Here is an 18,075-nt window from a genome sequence, read left to right as displayed (position 1 = left end):
GCTCAACGTTTTGCGGACTGATCTTCGATCCACGTGTCCACCCTCGCCTCGAGCAGTGTCATCGGCAGTTGCCCCTGTGCAAGGATCAAGTCGTGGAAACCGCGGATGTCGAACCGTTCGCCCAGCGCCTGTTCGGCGCGGCGGCGCAGTTCGATGATCTTGAGTTCGCCCACCTTATAGGCCACTGCACCTGCCGGTGCACCGATATAGCGTGCAAGCTCGGTATCGATGTTGATATCGGCCAGCGCGGTGTTGTCCTCGAAGCACTGGCGCGCACGGGCATAATCCCAACCCATCACATGGATCCCGGTATCGACCACCATCCGGCACGCGCGCCACATCTCGGTCGAAAGGCTGCCGAAGCGTTCATACGCATCGCGGTATACCCCCATCTCATGTCCGAGCCGCTCGGCATACAGCGCCCAGCCCTCGCGGAACGCGAGCAGATCGCGCGACCGCCGGAAAGAGGGCAGATCCGGGTTCTCGTTGTTGAGCGCGCCATGCGTGTGATGCCCCGGCGCCGCCTCGTGCAGGCTGAGCGCGGTCACCTCGTACAACGGCCGCTGGTCGAGGTGCGAGGTGTTGACGACGAACGTCCCGGCAAAGCCCTTGGCAAAATCCCCGCCACCACCGCCGCGCGCAGTGGTATAGCCTTCCTCGAGATCGCGCGGCACCGGGACGATGGTGAACGGCTGGCGTGGCAGCGCCGAGAAATAGCGCGGCAACACCCCGTCGATCCGCTTGGACGCGGCGGCATATTTCTCGATCAGCCCCTCGCGGCTGGTCACATAGAATTGCGGGTCGGTACGCAAAAAATGCAGCCATTCGGCAAAGCTGCCGTCAAATCCGGTCGAGGCGATAACCATGTCCATCTCGGCGCGGATTCGCTTGACTTCGGACAGTCCCATTGCGTGGATCTGCTCGGCGCTGAGATCGGTGGTCGTGTAATAGCGCAGCAGGAAATCGTAATAGGCACGGCCCCCAGGCACCGCTGCGACGCCCAGATCGGCGCGTGCCTTGGAGCGGTAAGCACCGTCGATATACTCCAGCATCGCGCGCTGCGTCGGGCGGATCTCCTGCTCGATCAGGCGTTGCGCTTCGGCCTGCGCCGATGGATAGGCCTTGAGCGCCACCAGCATAGGATCCTCGGCAACCGGAACCGCGATCTGGTTGCGCAACACCGCGACGGCGACGTCGATGACAACCGCAGGGTGGGTCCAGCCGGTCGCAACCCCGCGTTCGAGATTGGCCCTCTGATCGGCGAAGTATCCGGGAATACCGCGCATCCGCTGCACCCACGCCTGCGCCTCGGCTTCGGAGCGCAGGTCCAGCCCGCGCGCGAGCGCGTAGGGCGTGTTGTAGAAGCCTTCGTGCGCGACAAATGCAAAGCGGCGCTCATCGAAATCGATCCCCTCGATCCGCCAGCCGACCAGTTCGCGCAGATAGTCGCGGTTGACCCGGTCGTCGCCGGCAAGGCTTTGAGGATCCAGCCTGTCGAGCGCAGCGGCGATGCGGGCCAGTTCGGCGCGACGCACGGCCATCGCCGCCGGTGTCTCATCGGGCCAGCCCTCGCGTGAGCGTGACGGATCGGATCGTCCCGCCTCCATCGGGTAATCGGCAGAGAAGCTTTCATAGCGCTCGACCAGCCCGGCAAAGCTGGATGGGCTCGCGGCGGTCAGCAGCATCGCGGCGCCTGCAAGGACCAGTGCGCTGGCCCGGCGGCGACCTGAAGCTTGGGTTTGCACGTTCATCAGCCAGGGCCTTTCATCGAATATCCGCAGGACGCGCTGTGCGCCCGGCGATGGATTGAATCGCGCCGGATTTCGGCTAAACCGGGCGCATGGACGCCTTCATGTCGGGAAACCCCGGCGATTCCGCTTTTCGGGTCAAACGATACCCGTTCTATCTGCTCAACCGGCTGGTGAGCCGGTACAACAGCATCATCGACCAAAGGCTGCGCGCTATCGGGCTCGACATTCCGAGCTGGCGCGTGCTGATGATTCTGGGCGAAAGGTCGCCGCGCGGTGCACGTGAGATCGCCGAGGCGGCGGTGATCAACCTGTCGACGATGACCCGAATCATCCAGCGTATGGTCGCCGCCGGGCTGATCACCACGGCTGCCAGCGAAGACGACGCGCGGGTCACGCTGGTGGCGCTGGCCCCGGTGGGCGAAACCCGGCTCGCGCAGGCGCGGCAAGCCACCGCACCGGTTTTCGAGCACCTGATCATTGGGCTGGAACCTGACGAATTCGAAAAGCTGATTGGGCTGCTGGGGCAGCTTCACGACAATCTCGAGCCGCTCGCGCCCAAGCCTGGATGATAGCAATCCGCTCAATTTGTCAGGTAAGCCATCGACATCAGCAACCGGGGCAAAAGCGCAGCGCCGGCATGGAAGCGGACCGGAACGGGTGCACGCGGCCGCACCGATAGGGCATCGCGATCGCCCGTCGCGAGCATCGTCGCGACCTCCGATCCGATCACCGTATTCGTCGCGATACCACGCCCATTGCATGCCTGAATGGCGATCGCGTTGTCCCCGAGATCATAGATTTCAGGAAGGAACGAGGTGTTGACCCACGCCAGGCCGCGCCACAGATGTGCGATCTGGGGATCGGGCATCACATCGAAATGCTGCTTCAGCCGCCGCCGCGCCTCGCGGTAATAGCCCTTGTCGCCATTGACCATGAACGACATCGGAAACGCCGAGATCAGATGGCCCAGGCCATCGAGCCTTGCGGTGAACAGATAGGGCAGCTTGTCGGTGAACCCGCCGCCATCGGGCAGGATTACCTTGCGCTGCGCAGGATCGAGCGGGAACGATGCAAACTGGAAGACATGCAGCGGCAGCGAGGTGCGCTGCATCGCAGGGTGAAGCGCGGCATTGCCGCCGTTTGCGGCCAAAACCAGGCGCTGCGCACGCACGGTACCGATCGGCGTCCGGCACAGCCAGTATCCATCCTTGCGCTCAAGCCTCGATACCGGACTGTTGGTATAAAGCCGCGCACCATTGCGCTGGGCAGCGCGTGCAAGCCCGCGCACGAACGCCAGCGGGTTGAGACCGCCGCCGTCTTCGAACCGCAGCGCACCGCAATAGCGGTTTGCACCAAACAAGGGGCGCGCCTCTGCGCCTTCGACAAAGCTGACATTGTAACCGCGCGAGCGCCACTGCGCAGCATAGCCGCGCTGCTGTTCGGCAAGCGCCTCGGTATGCGATGGAGTGTAGAAGCCGTCCTGCCGCGCATCGCACTCAATACCTTGGCGATCGATCAGATCGAACAAATGCTGACCCGATCCCCCGATCATCCCGGTCAACCGTTCGCCCGCAGGCTCACCCAGCACCGCCCCGATCGTCTCGGGAGAATGGCGGATATAATCGGGCGCGACGATCCCGCCGCTCTGGCCGGTCGCCCCGTCACCAAATTGCTGCGCCTCGACCAGGATGACGCTGACACCCTTTTCGGCGAGATGGAGCGCGGTCGTCGTACCGGCGATACCGCCACCGATGACCAGCACGTCAACCTCATGCGTACCCGAAAGGCAATCCGTCTGCGGCGCAGGGCCGACATTCACCGTCCAGACCGGGCTGGTCAAGGTGTTCGGCCGATCGGGGCGCGAAATCTTTTGGTGCTGCATTATCGGTCCGCCAGAAAGTAGACGAAAATGGACATATTGCGGTGGAAGCGGTGCCTCCCCGCGACGCCCACCGATTTGGACAAAGTCATGTTCGCGATTATCCTGTTCGCCCGTTCGGGGCGGTGTAGCTTTGAAGGTTCAGACGACGGCTTCCGGCTGGCGTGCGCCCCATCCCGTCCGCCGCGCCATGGCGACGAACAACATGACAACGCACAGCGCGACCGGTGTGTTCATGATCATCGGCAACGACATCTCGTTGTTGCCGACGATCGAAACGGCGATAAATATTGCGGTGCCTTCCTGCCGCATCAGATGCTCGACCCCAATCGCGACATTCTCGCGGTGGGTGAACCCGGCAAAGCGCACTATGGTCATCACGACCGCGACCATGATCACGTTCAGCGCCACGGTGATCCAGAACAGCGCACCCAGGTTTTCGCGCAGGACGGGAACCTGATCATACAGGATCACCGCAAACGAACTGAACAGAACGATCGTCGCGATGTTCTTTAGGTAGCGCTTGAACCAGATTGCGAACTCCGGCTGCCACGCGCGCACCGCAAAGCCGATGGTCGCAGGCAGCACCGTGATCGAGAAGATATCCCAAAAGAACGAGGCCAGCGGGACGTTCACATCGGCTTCGAGCCCCATGAAGTGGAGCAGCGCGAAATGCGCATAGAACGGCACCACCAAGATGTAGATCATGCTCAGGATCAGCGTCAGCGACATCGAGAGCGCAAGGTCACCTTTGGCCATGTCGGTAAACAGGTTGGAGAGCATGCCGCCGGGCGTCGTCGCCAGCAGCACGAAACCCACCGCCAGCGCCGCGGTCGGAGCGACGGTGAGCGCCAGCGTAATCCCGATGGCGGGCGGCACGATCAGCATCGAGCAGACACCGAAGATCAGCGCACGGCGGTTGCGGAATACTTGGCGGAAATCATCAGCGGTCAGCGACAGGCCCATCGAGGCCATGATCGCGATCAGCGATCCTGGCAGCAGCCAGTTGCCCAGCAGGCCCATCAGGTCGGCATAGGTCATGCGCCCACGTCCTCAGGCGACTTCGAGCGACAGCGTGCAGGCGCCGTTGCGGCGGATCGTGCGGCAATCGGCCTGCGCCTTGGCGAGGTCCTCGTCGAGGATCCGCGCGCAGACGTTCGCCTGTATCCAGCCAAAGGGCATCATCAGGCGACCGCCGCTGCCATAGAACAGACCGATGTCGTAAAAGTCTCCGGGCGGAAGCCCCTTGGTGCTGCCGGCCGCGAGATAGGCGAGCACGATATCGCCGCAGTCGGGATAGGATGTCGCGTTCTCTGCCGGGATCGCAGGCTGCGCCATTCCCGAAGGCAGCGTGCTGGCGGGCATCGGTACCGAGATCTCAGGACCGGTCCAGATTGCGTGGATTGCCTCGAATCCGGCCTTGCGTTCGGCCAGATCCCACAGGAATGCAGCCGATTGCGGTGCGGCATCGTCGAGCAGACGACAGCGGGCAGAGAGCCCCGATTGCGGCTCAACCAGTTTGATGATGCGCATGAGGTCCCCTATTGTCCTGCAGCCATTGCCAGATACTCTTCCTTCTGGAGAGCGATGGGAACGTTGCCATTCAGCCAAAGATAATCATGAAAGCGTTTGAGGTCGAAGGCCTTGCCCTCGTGCACCCGCGCCTCGGCGAGAAACTCCGCAGTCTGGAGCTTGCCGATCTGATAGCTGATCGCCTGGCCCGGCGAGGCCGCGAAGAACACCGCCTCCTCGTGCGCGGTTTCGCGGTCCATTGGCACCATCGCCTGCAGATAATCGGCGGCCTGATCGATGGTGAAGACACCGGTCGCAAGCTTCACATCGACCTCGACCCGCAGCGCGCGCAGCCGGGCGAAGTTGTAGATCACCTCGCGGGTCTTGGGCGCATCGGCCCACAGCCCGGCCTGCAGCATCATCTCTTCGGCATAGAAGCCCGTGCCCTCGTTCGCACCGCTATCGTAATAATGCCGCCGCAGCGGATTGGGATGCTTCCAGCCCAACGCCAGCTGGAAAAAGTGTCCCGGAACGCCCTCATGCACGATGATCGGGCGCGGATCGCGGGTGATCGAGAGATTGAAATAGCCAAGGTTGGGCGAAGGCTCGGGCAAATAGACCGTGGCATCCTGACCTACCCTCGTCCGGTCGGTCAGATCGAAGGTCCGGCCCAACCATCCGATCGGCGCAAGATACGCAGGGAACGCCAGCGCGTTGTAATGCCCCGCCCAATCCGGCACCGTCAGCAGGTTCTTCTCGCGCAGAAACGCGCGCACATCGCGTTCGTCGGATGCGAGCTTGCCGATCACCGCATCGATCGATGGTCCGATCGGAAGGTCGGGGACGCCGGCATTGCGATTGCGCTCGAGCTCCTCGAATAGCACTGCGCGCGCCCATTCCTGGCGGCCCATCTGCTGCAGCTGTTCGGGCGAATAGGGATACAGCGCGACATTGCTGAGGAAATACTGATAGCTCTGCTTGCCGACCGCGGTGTCCTCTGACAGTCCCGCGCGCTTGGCCTCCAGATGAGCCGCAAAATCTTCAAATGCCGCAATCGTGCGCTCCGACGCCGCCTTGAGTTGCCGCTTTTGCGCAGGCGTTGCGTGGTCGTTGAGCCCGGATACCATGCCGCGCAGACTATCCGGGACCTGTGCGATCTGCCCGAGCGCCGCATCGACAAAGGGGCCGCGCATGTCATCTAGGTTGGTCTTACCCGCGCGCAGGACTGCAGGCGCATTGCCCAGCAGACGGATAACCTGATCCGCCCGTGCAGTTTCGACCGGCGGTGGGGGCAGCAGCACCTCGAAAACCGGATTGAGTGCCTGTGCGACGTAGAAATAGGGCTGCCGACGCCACGCGGCGACATGATCAAGCTCCCAGTGCACCCGCGCCAGAGCCGACCCGATCAGGCGGTAATCCACCTTTTCGCTTACGGTCTCGGGGCGCTGTGCAAGCGCTGTCCACTGTGCATCGAACGCCGCCAGCGCCTGGCGCTGTTCGGCAACACCGGACGCGGACCAATCGGGTGTCCATGCCTGGGGCCGAACGATCCGCGGGATGTCGTCGCTGGTCGCAGGCTGCGTGGCCGCGCGCCAGGACCAGAAATCGGCGCCGAGCTGCTGCACTTCGGCCTGCGCAAAGGCACACGGCGCCGTTGCGAGCAGCGCTGCGCCCAACATCCCGGAAACGGCCTTCCTCAACATCTTATTTCCTGTTCTTGACGTTGCGGTCAAAGAATTCGGCCATCTTCTTGAAGGCGAAACGCGTCTGTCGCAAGTTATCGCTGGCCCAACCATGGTTGCCGCCCGGAAGCGTTACCAGCTCGAACAATTGCTCGCGGTCGATCATGCCTTCGGCCAGCGCGATCGTGTCCGAATACAGCACGACCGGATCGCGGGTGCCGTGGATGATCATCAAAGGATCCTCGATGCCCTTGGCTTGATACAGCGCCGACTGCGCTTCATAGCGTCCTGGCATATCCGGGCCTTCATGCGGACCCATGATCCACATCTGCGCAGGATAGGCATGCCACACATTGGTGGCCGGAGCGCCCGCAATACCGGCGGCATAGACGCCGGGCTTTTTCGACAACGACATGATCGTCATCAGCCCGCCATAGCTAGATCCCCACAGGCCGATCCGCTTGGGATCGGCATAGCCCTTTTCGACCAGGAAGCGCACGCCGCTTTCGAGATCGTTGATGTCGGTCTCGCCATAGCTCAGATGCTGGGTCTGGTTGTGATCGCGCCCCTGCCCCCAGGATCCGCGGACATTGACGTTGAGCACGATATAGCCCTGCGCGACGAAATACTGGTCGAGCCCCCAGGTGGGGTGCGCACGCCGTCCACCCCACTGGTTGCGCACTGCGTCGGAATACACCGAGCCGACGATCACGGGATATTTCTTGGCCGGATCGTAATTGGCCGGCAGGCTCATCCGCGCGACGAGGTTGACCCCATCGACATGGCTGGGAAACTCGACATAGCCGATATTCGCCCAGGTCTGCTTGTAGAACGCAGGCTGCGGCGACTTGGTCACCTGTGCGGCCTTCGCAGGCTTGGCGGTATCGATCAGGTACATTTCGCCCGGAGTGGTATCGTTGCTGTACCAGTCGGCGATATGCTTGAAGTCGGGCGAGTAGACCGGTTCGTGCGTCCCCGCCGCCTTGCCGCTGACCTGCTGAACTTCGCCGCCTGCCACCGGCACGCGGTAAATCTGGCGATCGGACAGATAGGACTTGTTGGCCGTGAAGTAGATCTGGCCGCGCGCCCGATCGAGTTCGAACGCGGCAATCTCCCATTCGCCGCTGGTGATCTGGCGCGGTTTTTCACCCTCTGCGCGCTGGTGATACAGGTGCAGCCAACCATCGCGATCGGTGAGGATGATCAGACCATCATCGCCTGGCGCCCAGGCGACCTTCCAGTCGGGGCGAAGATGCTTGGGCTCGCGCAGCTGATAAAAGGTCTCGCGCGCACCACTGGCAACGTCATAGACGTAGATCGTGTGCTCCTTGGCTTCCATGTCGGAGCCACTGACGAACATCCGCTTGCCATCATCCGAAAGACCAAAGTCCCAGATATGGTGCTTGGTGTCAGGCCGATCGAACATCCGGGTTGTACCCGAAGCAAGATCGACGATACCGACGCTGGCATTGGTGGTCTCTTCGCCCGGAAAGGCACGGATCACGCGGTTGTTCTGCAACCCACCCTTGGCGTAGTAATAGATATCGCGCTCAGGCATCGCGCTATCGTCGGATTGCTGGAAGGCGATGGACTTGCCGTCTGCCGACCAGTGATAGTCGTCGATATAGATTTTGGGATCATCGTTTCCGGCGACGCGCACTGCGGCCATGTCGCCGGTGGCAGCGACATCGCGGACCCACAGCACCCCGCCCAAAGTCACGCGGTTGCGGCTATCAGCAGTAATGCCCGCAATGAACGCCAGCCGGGTGCCATCGGGCGAGACGATCAGCTTGCGGATCGCCTGCTTGTCGGTCTCGACCTTGGTGATCGTGCCATTTGCGCTGCGGATATGCAGTTGACCGCCAAGGGTGAAGGCAACCCGTCCATCGCTGAGCGGTACCGCCTGCGCGACGCCTTTTTGCTCGGCTTCGGGCTTGCTGTCAGGCGCCAGCGAGGTCAGCCGGACCTTCTTGCCGGTAGCGACCGTGTAGGACCATACATCGCGGAAGCTATGGCCCTCGTCATTCCACAGGAACAGCACGGTCTTGCCATCGCCCGACCAGCTATAGCCGTCTGGCGTCGTGCCGATCAGGCTTTTGGGTTGGTAGAGTTCATCGATAGAAAGCGATGTGCCCGCTACGTCCGAACCACCATGGATGGGTGCATGCGGCCACGGCCGGTCTTGAGCCATGACGACCGAAGACGCGCACAGCGCAACCACGGCAGTGGCCATCCGAAAGACAGAAGAACCCATCATGCAACCCAACCCCAGCCTGGATTAATTTAAAACGACCCGCTGGCCGCGACGGCACGATGCCGCCGCGACCAGCGCGTTACCACTTAAAAGTTGGCCCTGAAGCCCATCGTGAAGCGGCGTCCGATCGCATCGAAGGTTTCCCGCTCGAACAGATAGAACGGCGGATCGCGATCCAGCAGGTTGTCGACCGCCCCGAAGAAGCTGAAGTTTTGGGTCACGTCGAGGTTGAAGCTGAGATCAACATAATGCACGTCGCCGGTTTCCGGACGCGCCAACCTGGGCAGAGCAGCGCCCGATGCTAGGGCACCGGCAATACGACCATCGGTGGTCGACTGCAGGAAGCGATGCCGCAGCGAGACCTGCAGATTGTCCAGCGCCCAGGTCAGACGCTGGGTAAAGCGCCAGGTCGGGTTGGCGGTGGTGCAACTGCCGCCGCCGATGTAGCCTGCGCAATTGACCGGATTGACCGCCGGACTGCCTTGGGTGATCGCATCGATCAAATAGCTGCCTGCAATGAAGTAGTTCAGGCTGCTGTTCTCGGCGAGATCGTACCGGTAATCGAGGCGAAAATCGACGCCCGAGGTTTCAAGCTTGGCGATGTTGGCATTGAGCAGCGGAACATCGATCAGCTGACCGTCTGGCGTACGGTTGGCCAGCGGCTGGCAGAAGATGTTGGTCGTCGACAGGTTGGCGTTGCACGCGGTGATCACTGCTTGCAGGCCGCCACCGAACGAGCCGATCGCATCGTCGATCTTGATGTTGTAGTAATCGACTGTCAGCTGCAGGTTGGGGATGAAGTCCGGACGGATGACAGCACCGACAGACCAGGTGTCCGACGTTTCTTCCTGCAGATTGGGGTTGCCGCCGGTGACAGCGCGAATCTGCTGGTTTTCCTGCTGGAACACGTTGATCACGCTCGCCGGAACGCCCAGCGCATTGACGCAGAAATCGCGTTCTGCGGTGGTGCGGTCAGGGCCGGCATTGCAGAAGTCGAGCGCCTGGGGTGCTGTGTTGGTGGCACCGGAGAACAGCTCGACCACGTTCGGCGCACGCACCGCACGCTGGTACAGGCCGCGGAACTTCAGACCGCGGAACGGCGAATATTCGCCGCCGATCTTGTACGAGTAAACCTTGCCTGCGGTCGAATAGTCGGAATAGCGCGCGCCGCCTTCAAAGGCGAGCAGCTCGAAGCCCGGAGTGTCGGCGAGAATAGGAACATAGACTTCGCCATAAACCTCAGCGACATCGAACGAACCACCTGTCGGACTGAGACCTGCAGAGCGCGACAGCGCCTTGCCCTGCACGTAAAGCTGATCGGGGTCGAACTGCGAGCTTTCCTTGCGGTATTCGGCACCCACCGAGATACCGACATCGCCTGCAGGCAGCGAGAACAGCGATCCGGTGACACTGCCGCCGATCTGCTTCTGCATAACCGTGGTGATGTTTGTCAGATCGGTCGAGATATAGTCGATCATTTCCTGCGTCAGCGAGCCGAAGCCGAACGGATTGATCGTGACGCACCGCGGATCGGCGACCGCGCAGTCGAACGGATTGGCGGGATTGGTGAGGAAGGAATTGGCGAAATTGTCGATCAGCACGCCGCCACCCTGGACGTCGGTGATCTTGTTCTCGCCCTGGTTATAGAACACTTCCCACTTCAGTCGCTCGGTCAGATCGCCCTTCAGCCCGACCACGAAGCGATAGAAGTCGCGGGTCTGGTCGCTGGTACGGTCGCCAGCATCTAGCAGACGACGGTTGATGTTGACCGGCACCAGATTGTTGCCGTCCTGGTCCATGTTGACGCGCAGGAATTCGCGCAGCGACGGATCGAGATAGGGGTTGCGCAGATCGAGCTGGAAGCCGGGGATGAAGCCCGAGCTACTCATCGGCACCGCACCCAGGGTCGAGTTGATCTTGCTGCGGACGTACGATCCTTCCCAGAACGCGGTTATCGCATCGTTCATCTCGTAATGGCCCAGGACCGATGCAGACCAGCGCTGCATCGGCATCTGCAGGTTGGTAAACGGACGGTCGTTGAAGCCGTCGCTGGGCTGATATGCACGCCAGCCTTCGGGCGCAAAGAAGATGCCTGCCGTACCGATCGCGGTTCCGGCGCGGTCGCGCAGACCGACGAGCTGCGGGGAGAAGATCGTTCCCTGCGGGGTCACGCCATTGCCTGCGGGAACCAGCGTGGGCTGGCCGTTGACGATCGCGTCGGCCAGGAACACCGTCGCGTGATCACGCTTGGCGCCCGTTACCTGCGCGCGATCGAAATAGCTGCCATGGAAAACGATGTTGCCGCGGCCGTCTCCAAAGTTACCACCTGCGGTAAACTCCAGATTGTAGCGGGCAGCATCACCTTCATCGGCGAGGCCGTAGAAACCGCCGATCTCGAAGCCTTCAAAGTCGTCCTTCATCACGAAGTTGACGACACCAGCCATCGCGTCCGAGCCGTACACCGCCGAAGCGCCGCCGGTTACGACTTCAATCCGCTTGACCAGCGAGGGTGGAATCATGTTGAGATCGACCACGCCATCCTGCGATGCGCCAACGACCCGGCGACCGTTCTGCAGCACCAGCGTGCGGACGGGACCAAGTCCGCGAAGGTTGACGGTAGCGGACAGGTTGCCCGAATTCGACTGCGCGCCCGCTCCGGCAACCGCCTGCGGCAATGCATTGAGCAGCTGCTCGGTTTCGACCGTGACCGAAAGCTTGATTTCTTCTTCGCCGATCACGTTGACCGGGCTGTTCGATTCGACGTCCGGACGCGGAATGCGCGATCCGGTCACGACGATCGACCCTCCGGTTTCGTCTTCGGCCTGGTCCTGCGCGAACGCAGTCCCTGTGACCAGCATCGTGAGGAGAAGCGCGGATCCGCACTTCAATGCTGCCTGATGAATTCCAACCCGCCTCAAAGCCATTTTTATCACTCCCTGATTTGAACGCCCACCTGCGAACGTCACGGTCGCCGACATTCAGTCGATCATTCCCGTGAACAGTTGCGTGATTTTGATCATATTGGGGCCGCGGCGTCAATTCCTTGTCACAAAAAAATATAATGTCTGTCTTTTTGACACTTTTGCGGCTGTCGCCCGTTCCATCTCTCTGGGCGACGGGGTAGCAAATATTTTCCCTTAAATATCTGTTATTCCGTGCTTTATTTCGTTCTGCCTGATCGATCCTGGTAGGATCACCAGGCGGTCGTGGGCCGAGAATCGGGCATATCGCTTGATCACGGACCACCCCCAAAATCAAGCAATTGTGGCCTTGACCCGCACAGGCCTACGGAACACTATATTCAAATTCACGCATTTTTTGTTTGAAAAGAAAAGTCTGGGGCGCTGATTCGTTATCAAAGACGCACGGCATCTGCGGGTAAAAAAGGAGAACGGTTACATGCGCATGGCATCACTCGCAGCAATGGCGGTCCTGCTCGCCGCTTCCGGCAGCATAGCCCAGGCTGCTGACGCGCCAATTGCCGCGACCGCATCCTCGCAGCTTGCAGGTCCGCCTGATGGGCCGCGCGCGTATCAGGATCTTGTCGCGATGTTTGCCGAGTTCAACGAATGGAAGACCCCAAAGGCGGTCGATGGCATTGTGGATTACAGCCCGCAAACCGTGGCCAAACGCCGCGCCGAGCTTGCCGCTTATCAGGCCCAGTTGCCTGATTTCGCGGTCGCGCGCTGGGACCGGCATCAGCAGGTCGATTATCTCGCGGTTCGCGCGCAGATGGACCTGCAGGACTTCACCCTCAATATCACCAAGCCCTGGGCGCGCGACCCTGGGATGTATGTCGATGAGCTGCAGCGGCTGGCCTACACCGAGCTGCCGCTCGACAATTCCAAGCTGGCACCCTTTCAGGCACGCCTGCGCACCATCCCCGCCTATCTTGCGCAGGCCCGGATCAACCTCGACTCGGTCGCCGCCGATTATGCCGATCTTGCGATCCACAGCCTGTCGAACGGCGATGGCGTTGGCCATGGAATGCCCTATCGGTCGGTCGAGCCTGCCGGCCTGATCGGCTGGTTTGCGGATCTGCGAAGCCGGGCCGAACAGCAGCAACCCGAACTGCTCCCCGATATCGATGCAGCGCAGCAGGCGATTGCCGGGTTTCGCGACTGGCTGGTCGGTGCGCGCCCCCAGATGACCAGCGCCGCCGGGGTCGGCAAGCCTGCGTATGACTGGTTTTTGCACCACGTCCGGCTGATGCCGTACAACTCGGACGAAATCGTCACGCTGGGCGAGCGCGAGCTGGAACGCCACTGGGCAAACTACGCCACCGAACGGCACCGCAACCGCAATCTGCCCGAGCTTGAGTTGCCGAAGTCCGCCGAACAATATGAAGCCCAGCTTGCCGGCACCGATGCCAAGATCCGCAAGTGGCTGAAGGACGAGGAGATCATCACGATCCCCGATTATATCCCCGAAAGCTATCAGGAGGTCGGTTTCAACGCCCCCTGGGTGGTGCGTCCCGATGGCCCGATGTTCTGGGAGCAGGTCCAGTTTCGCGATGTGTCACCCGATCACCTCCACGCAACCTTTCCCGGCCACCGCTTCGACGGGATGACCGGGCGCCGGGTAACGCATCCGATCCGCAAGCTGATAAACGACAGCGGCCGCACCGAAGGCTGGGGCTTCTACCTCGAGGAAAGCGCGCTCCAGCTGGGGCTGTTCGATGATCGGCCGCGCACCCGCGAGCTGATCTACATCTTTGGGCTGTTCCGCGCCGCGCGCACGATCGGGGACGTCAAGATGCAGCGCAACGAGATGAGCGTCGAGCAGGCGATGACGTTCTGGAAGGAGTGGACACCCTATTTGGACGACAACGTCGCGCGGGTCGATGCCGGCATCTACATTCGGCGTCCCCCGGGATACGGCATGACCTACACCATCGGATCGATACAGCTGCAAAAGCTGCTGGTCGATCGCCGCCGCCAGCTCGGCGACACGTTTTCGATCAAGGATTATCACGACTATCTGATGAACACCGGACGTCTGCCGGTATCATTGCTGCGCTATGATCTGACCGGGCATGACGACGAGATCCACAAGCTTTGGGCGCATGTGCCATTGGCCAGTCTGACCGCGAATGCGGGGACCGGCGCGGACTGAACCAGACCTATATCCGGTAGCAGCGGGCCCAAAAACCGGCCCGATTCTTGTGGCGAGGGGGGAACGATGTCGGGGGGGCGGCGGTACAGTGAGGATACTTAGCCGCAAATAAGGATCCCTCACCGACATGGCCCCCCTATGTTGACCGCCTGTGTCAACGGCACGGACCATCCGCTGCCGTCCGACCCCCGCCGCACCCTGCTCGACTGGCTCCGCGACGACCTCGCCCTTCCCGGTACCAAAAAGGGTTGCGATCACGGCCAGTGCGGTGCCTGCACGGTGATCGTCGACGGCCGCCGGATGAATTCGTGCCTTTCGCTCGCACAGTTGCACCATGGCGACAGCATCGAGACGATCGAATCGATCGGCAGCGCAGACAAGTTGTCGGTGCTGCAAAAAGCGTTCGTGACACATGACGGGTTTCAATGCGGCTACTGCACTCCGGGGCAGATTTGCTCGGCAAAGGCGCTGATGCAGGAACTCTCCGATGGCTGGGCAAGCGCGGTCAGTGACGATATCACTGTCACGCCAGCGATCACCAAAGAGGAACTGCGCGAGCGGATGAGCGGCAACCTGTGCCGCTGCGGTGCCTACTCCAACATCATTGCAGCGCTCGAAGAGGTACTGGCCGATCACCCGTTGCATGAAGGTGCTTCGGCATGAAGGCCTTTACGCTCGACCATGCCGACAGTTCGGCATCCGCCATCACCGCGATGGCCGCAGGCGCCAGAACGATCGCGGGAGGCACCAACCTTGTCGACCTGATGAAACTGCAGGTCGAGGTGCCCGATAAGCTGGTATCGATCCGGAGCATCGGCCTCAATGACATTACCCAGGATGACGATGGTCTGCTGATCGGTGCGCTGGTGAGCAATGCTGACTGTGCAGCAGACACCCGCGTTCGCCAATCCTGGCCGCTGCTCGCCAAGGCAATCCTCGCCGGAGCCAGTCCCCAGTTGCGCAACCGTGCCACCACCGGCGGCAATCTGTGCCAGCGCACCCGCTGCGGCTATTTTTACGACACCACGCAGGCGTGCAACAAGCGCGAACCGGGACGCGGCTGCGCGGCACGCGAAGGCTTCAACCGCATCCACGCGGTGCTGGGGACGAGCGAAGCATGCATCGCCACCTATCCCGGTGACATGGCAGTGGCGATGTTGGCTCTCGACGCGGTGGTGCTGGTCGATGGTCCCGGCGGAGCGCGTGAAATTCCGATCGCACGTTTTCATCGCCAGCCCGGCGACGATCCTTCACGCGACAATGTGCTCGAGGACGGCGAACTGATCACAGCAGTGCGCCTGCCCGCGCCGACCGGGGGGGTGCAGGTGTACCGTAAGGTGCGCGATCGTGCGTCTTATGCCTTCGCGCTAGTATCGGTCGCTGCGGATGTGACGATGGTGCAGGGGCGGATTGCGCGCTGCGCGCTGGCATTTGGCAGCTTGGGCACTGTCCCGTGGCGCGACGCGGCGGTCGAAGATCTGCTTGTTGGTGAGACCCCCTCGCCTGCGCTGTACACCAGGGCCGCCGAAGTCCTGCTCAAGGATGCACGCGGGTTTGGCGCGAACGATTTCAAGATCCCGCTCACGGCTCGCGCGCTGGCCGCAACACTCCACGAAGCAACAAAGGGCTGATCCGATGCGCCTCCCCCAGGACGACACCTTCAACAGCCCCGACACGACCAACCTGCTTGACCGCGGCAGCCAGGGCGTGATCGCCAAACCGCTCGATCGTCCCGAAGGACCGCTCAAGGTGAGCGGCAGCGCGACCTATTCGGCCGAGTGGAAGTCCGACCACTGCGCCGAGGGCGTGCTGGTTCTTGCAAGCATTGCACAGGGCACCGTCAAGACGATCCACAAGGATGCGGTACTCTCGATGCCCGGCGTGCTGGCAGTGCTGGCCGATGAAGCGATGACCCGTCGCTCGACCCAGGGGACCGCGGGTGAAGCCCCGGTGCAGGGCGTGCAGACGGTCGAGTACTTCGCCCAGCCGATCGCGCTGGTCGTTGCCGAAAATTTCGAACAGGCCCGCGACGCGGCTTTGACGCTCGAGGTCGAGTACGCGCCCAGCGATACGCCGGTCGCGTTCGACCCAGAAAGCGCAGATGCCGAGGTCGAGCTGGCCCCTGATACCGAGCCGGTCGAGGGCGGCGATCTCGATCAGGCGATGCGCGATGCAGCCTTTGCGATCGATGTCGAATACGAAACGCCGGGCCATGCCAGCGCGGCGATGGAGCCGCATGCGACGATCGCCCAGTGGAAGGGCGATGATCTTGTGTTGCACGGCAGCTATCAGATGCTGTCGTACAATGTGAAGGAGATCGCCGACTGCCTTTCGATGGCTCCTGAAAATGTGCGGATCATCGCGCCCTATGTCGGCGGCGGCTTCGGATCGAAGCTTGGCATCACCCATGAAGCCGTTGCAGCTGCGATCGCATCGAAGCAATTGGCTCGCCCGGTCCGCGTGGTGATGACCCGCCAGCAAGTTTTTGAAACCGTGATGCGCCGCTCCGAAACCCGCCAGCGCATCCGGCTGGCCGCCGATGAAACCGGCAAGCTTATCGGGCTGGGCCACGAAGCGCTGGTCTCGAACCTTCCCGACGAGGAGTTTGCCGAGCCGGTGACCCAGGCCACCGAATTCCTGTATTCAGGCGAGAACCGCCTGCTCAAGGTCGATGTCGCCAGGATCAGCCGGATGACCGCGGGTTCGGTGCGTGCGCCTGGCGAAGCTGTTGGCATGCAGGTGCTCGAGGCCGCGATGGATGAATTAGCGCAGGCTACCGGGATCGATCCGGTCGAACTGCGCAAGCACAACATCGCCGACAAGGTTCCGGTCGAAGGCACCCCCTATTCGTCACGTATGCTAGCAGAGGCGCTCGATCAGGGCGCCAAGGCGTTCGGTTGGGACCAGCGCAGGCCAAAGCCATGCCAGACCCGCGAAGGCGACTGGTGGATCGGCATGGGAATGGCCAGCGCCGCGCGAGTCAACATGCTGGTCGAGGCCGAGGCCCGCGTCACGCTCAAGGCCGATGGAACCGCACTGGTGGAAACCGACCAGACCGATATCGGTACCGGGTCCTACGCCATATTGGGCCAGATCGCCGGCGAAATGCTCGGGCTGCCGATCGACCGGGTCAAGGTTTTGCTCGGCGATACCAGCCTGCCGGCAGGTGCCGGTTCAGGCGGAAGCTTCGGCGCGATTTCGACGGGATCAGCGGTGCTTCGCGCGTGCGAAATGATCCGTGAAAAACTGGCCAAGGCGCTGGGATGCACCGAGGATGCGCTCGAGCTGAAGGACGGTTTGGCCAGCGGTGGCGGCAAGAGCCGTGCTTATCCCGATCTGCTCGCGGGCAAAGACCTGGCCGAAACAGGATCGATCAAGCCCGGCGATACCGCCGACGATTTCTCGCAGGCCAGCTACGGCGCGTTCTTCGCCGAGGTCGCGGTGAACGCCTTTACCGGCGAGACCCGGGTCCGGCGGATGACGGGTGCGTTCGGCTTTGGCCGGGTGCTCAACGCCAAGACCGCGCGCTCGCAGTGCCTGGGCGGCATGGTGTGGGGCATAGGCAGCGCTCTGACCGAAGAACTCGCGTTCGATCTGCGCGATGGACATCTCGTCAATCATGATCTGGCCGAATATCATGTGCCGGTTCATGCCGATGTCCCGGCGATCGAGGTCATTCTGCTCGAAGAACGTGACGCCGCCGCCAGCCCGCTGCAAGCCAAGGGCGTCGGCGAACTGGGCATTTGCGGCGCTGCCGGATCGATCGCCAATGCGGTCTACAACGCCTGCGGCGCGCGCGTTCGCAGCTTTCCGCTGACGCTCGACAAGATCATACCCCATCTTCCCGATCCGTTTACCGAGGCGGGCTGAGACTTTGCGGCT

At 62.1% G+C, this 18,075-nt stretch carries 12 protein-coding genes; 5 read left to right on the top strand and 7 right to left on the bottom strand.

Features of this window, described 5'->3' with window-relative positions:
- Positions 1–2: 2 nt before the first annotated feature.
- Positions 3–1,751 carry a DUF885 domain-containing protein gene (locus IEW00_RS07505; protein ID WP_188513735.1) on the bottom strand — a complete coding sequence of 583 codons (1,749 nt, stop codon included), beginning with the start codon at positions 1,749–1,751 and terminating at the stop codon, positions 3–5.
- An 89-nt stretch (positions 1,752–1,840) separates the two neighbouring features.
- On the opposite strand from IEW00_RS07505, the gene IEW00_RS07500 reads away from it, so the two are divergent.
- A complete protein-coding gene (locus tag IEW00_RS07500; protein ID WP_188513734.1) occupies positions 1,841–2,320 on the top strand; it encodes a MarR family winged helix-turn-helix transcriptional regulator in 480 nt (159 codons plus the stop codon).
- Between the two features lie 11 nt (positions 2,321–2,331).
- On the opposite strand, the gene IEW00_RS07495 is transcribed toward IEW00_RS07500, so the two are convergent.
- From IEW00_RS07495 to IEW00_RS07470, 6 genes are all read right to left on the bottom strand, one after another.
- Positions 2,332–3,633 (bottom strand): NAD(P)/FAD-dependent oxidoreductase, encoded by a 1,302-nt coding sequence (locus tag IEW00_RS07495; protein WP_188513733.1) that lies wholly within the window; start codon positions 3,631–3,633, stop codon positions 2,332–2,334.
- A 138-nt stretch (positions 3,634–3,771) separates the two neighbouring features.
- Positions 3,772–4,671, bottom strand: a complete 900-nt coding sequence (locus IEW00_RS07490) for a bile acid:sodium symporter family protein (RefSeq protein WP_188513732.1) — start codon at positions 4,669–4,671, stop codon at positions 3,772–3,774.
- A 12-nt stretch (positions 4,672–4,683) separates the two neighbouring features.
- Positions 4,684–5,163: a DUF3830 family protein gene (locus IEW00_RS07485; protein WP_188513731.1), complete on the bottom strand. Its 480-nt coding sequence runs from the start codon at positions 5,161–5,163 to the stop codon at positions 4,684–4,686.
- A gap of 8 nt (positions 5,164–5,171) precedes the next feature.
- A complete protein-coding gene (locus IEW00_RS07480) occupies positions 5,172–6,845 on the bottom strand; it encodes a DUF885 family protein (protein WP_188513730.1) in 1,674 nt (557 codons plus the stop codon).
- A gap of 1 nt (position 6,846) precedes the next feature.
- Positions 6,847–9,081 (bottom strand): S9 family peptidase, encoded by a 2,235-nt coding sequence (locus tag IEW00_RS07475; protein ID WP_188513729.1) that lies wholly within the window; start codon positions 9,079–9,081, stop codon positions 6,847–6,849.
- Between the two features lie 83 nt (positions 9,082–9,164).
- Positions 9,165–11,936, bottom strand: coding sequence for a TonB-dependent receptor plug domain-containing protein (locus tag IEW00_RS07470; protein WP_188513728.1), 2,772 nt, complete (start codon positions 11,934–11,936; stop codon positions 9,165–9,167).
- Between the two features lie 541 nt (positions 11,937–12,477).
- Here IEW00_RS07470 and IEW00_RS07465 point away from each other — a divergent pair.
- The 4 genes from IEW00_RS07465 to IEW00_RS07450 all read left to right on the top strand — a co-directional run bounded on the left by IEW00_RS07465 (position 12,478) and on the right by IEW00_RS07450 (position 18,063).
- Entirely contained in the window at positions 12,478–14,193 is a 1,716-nt protein-coding gene (locus tag IEW00_RS07465; protein ID WP_188513727.1) for a DUF885 family protein, read from the top strand.
- Between the two features lie 138 nt (positions 14,194–14,331).
- Positions 14,332–14,856: a 2Fe-2S iron-sulfur cluster-binding protein gene (locus tag IEW00_RS07460; RefSeq protein ID WP_188513726.1), complete on the top strand. Its 525-nt coding sequence runs from the start codon at positions 14,332–14,334 to the stop codon at positions 14,854–14,856.
- Positions 14,853–15,824: an FAD binding domain-containing protein gene (locus tag IEW00_RS07455; RefSeq protein ID WP_188513725.1), complete on the top strand. Its 972-nt coding sequence runs from the start codon at positions 14,853–14,855 to the stop codon at positions 15,822–15,824. The genes IEW00_RS07460 and IEW00_RS07455 overlap by 4 nt, the downstream gene beginning before the upstream one ends.
- A gap of 4 nt (positions 15,825–15,828) precedes the next feature.
- Positions 15,829–18,063, top strand: a complete 2,235-nt coding sequence (locus tag IEW00_RS07450) for a xanthine dehydrogenase family protein molybdopterin-binding subunit (RefSeq protein ID WP_188513724.1) — start codon at positions 15,829–15,831, stop codon at positions 18,061–18,063.
- Positions 18,064–18,075: the final 12 nt, after the last annotated feature.

Source organism: Blastomonas aquatica (genome assembly GCF_014639875.1).
GTDB classification, from domain to species: domain Bacteria; phylum Pseudomonadota; class Alphaproteobacteria; order Sphingomonadales; family Sphingomonadaceae; genus Blastomonas; species Blastomonas aquatica.
This window is presented reverse-complemented; position numbering and strand designations above follow the sequence as displayed.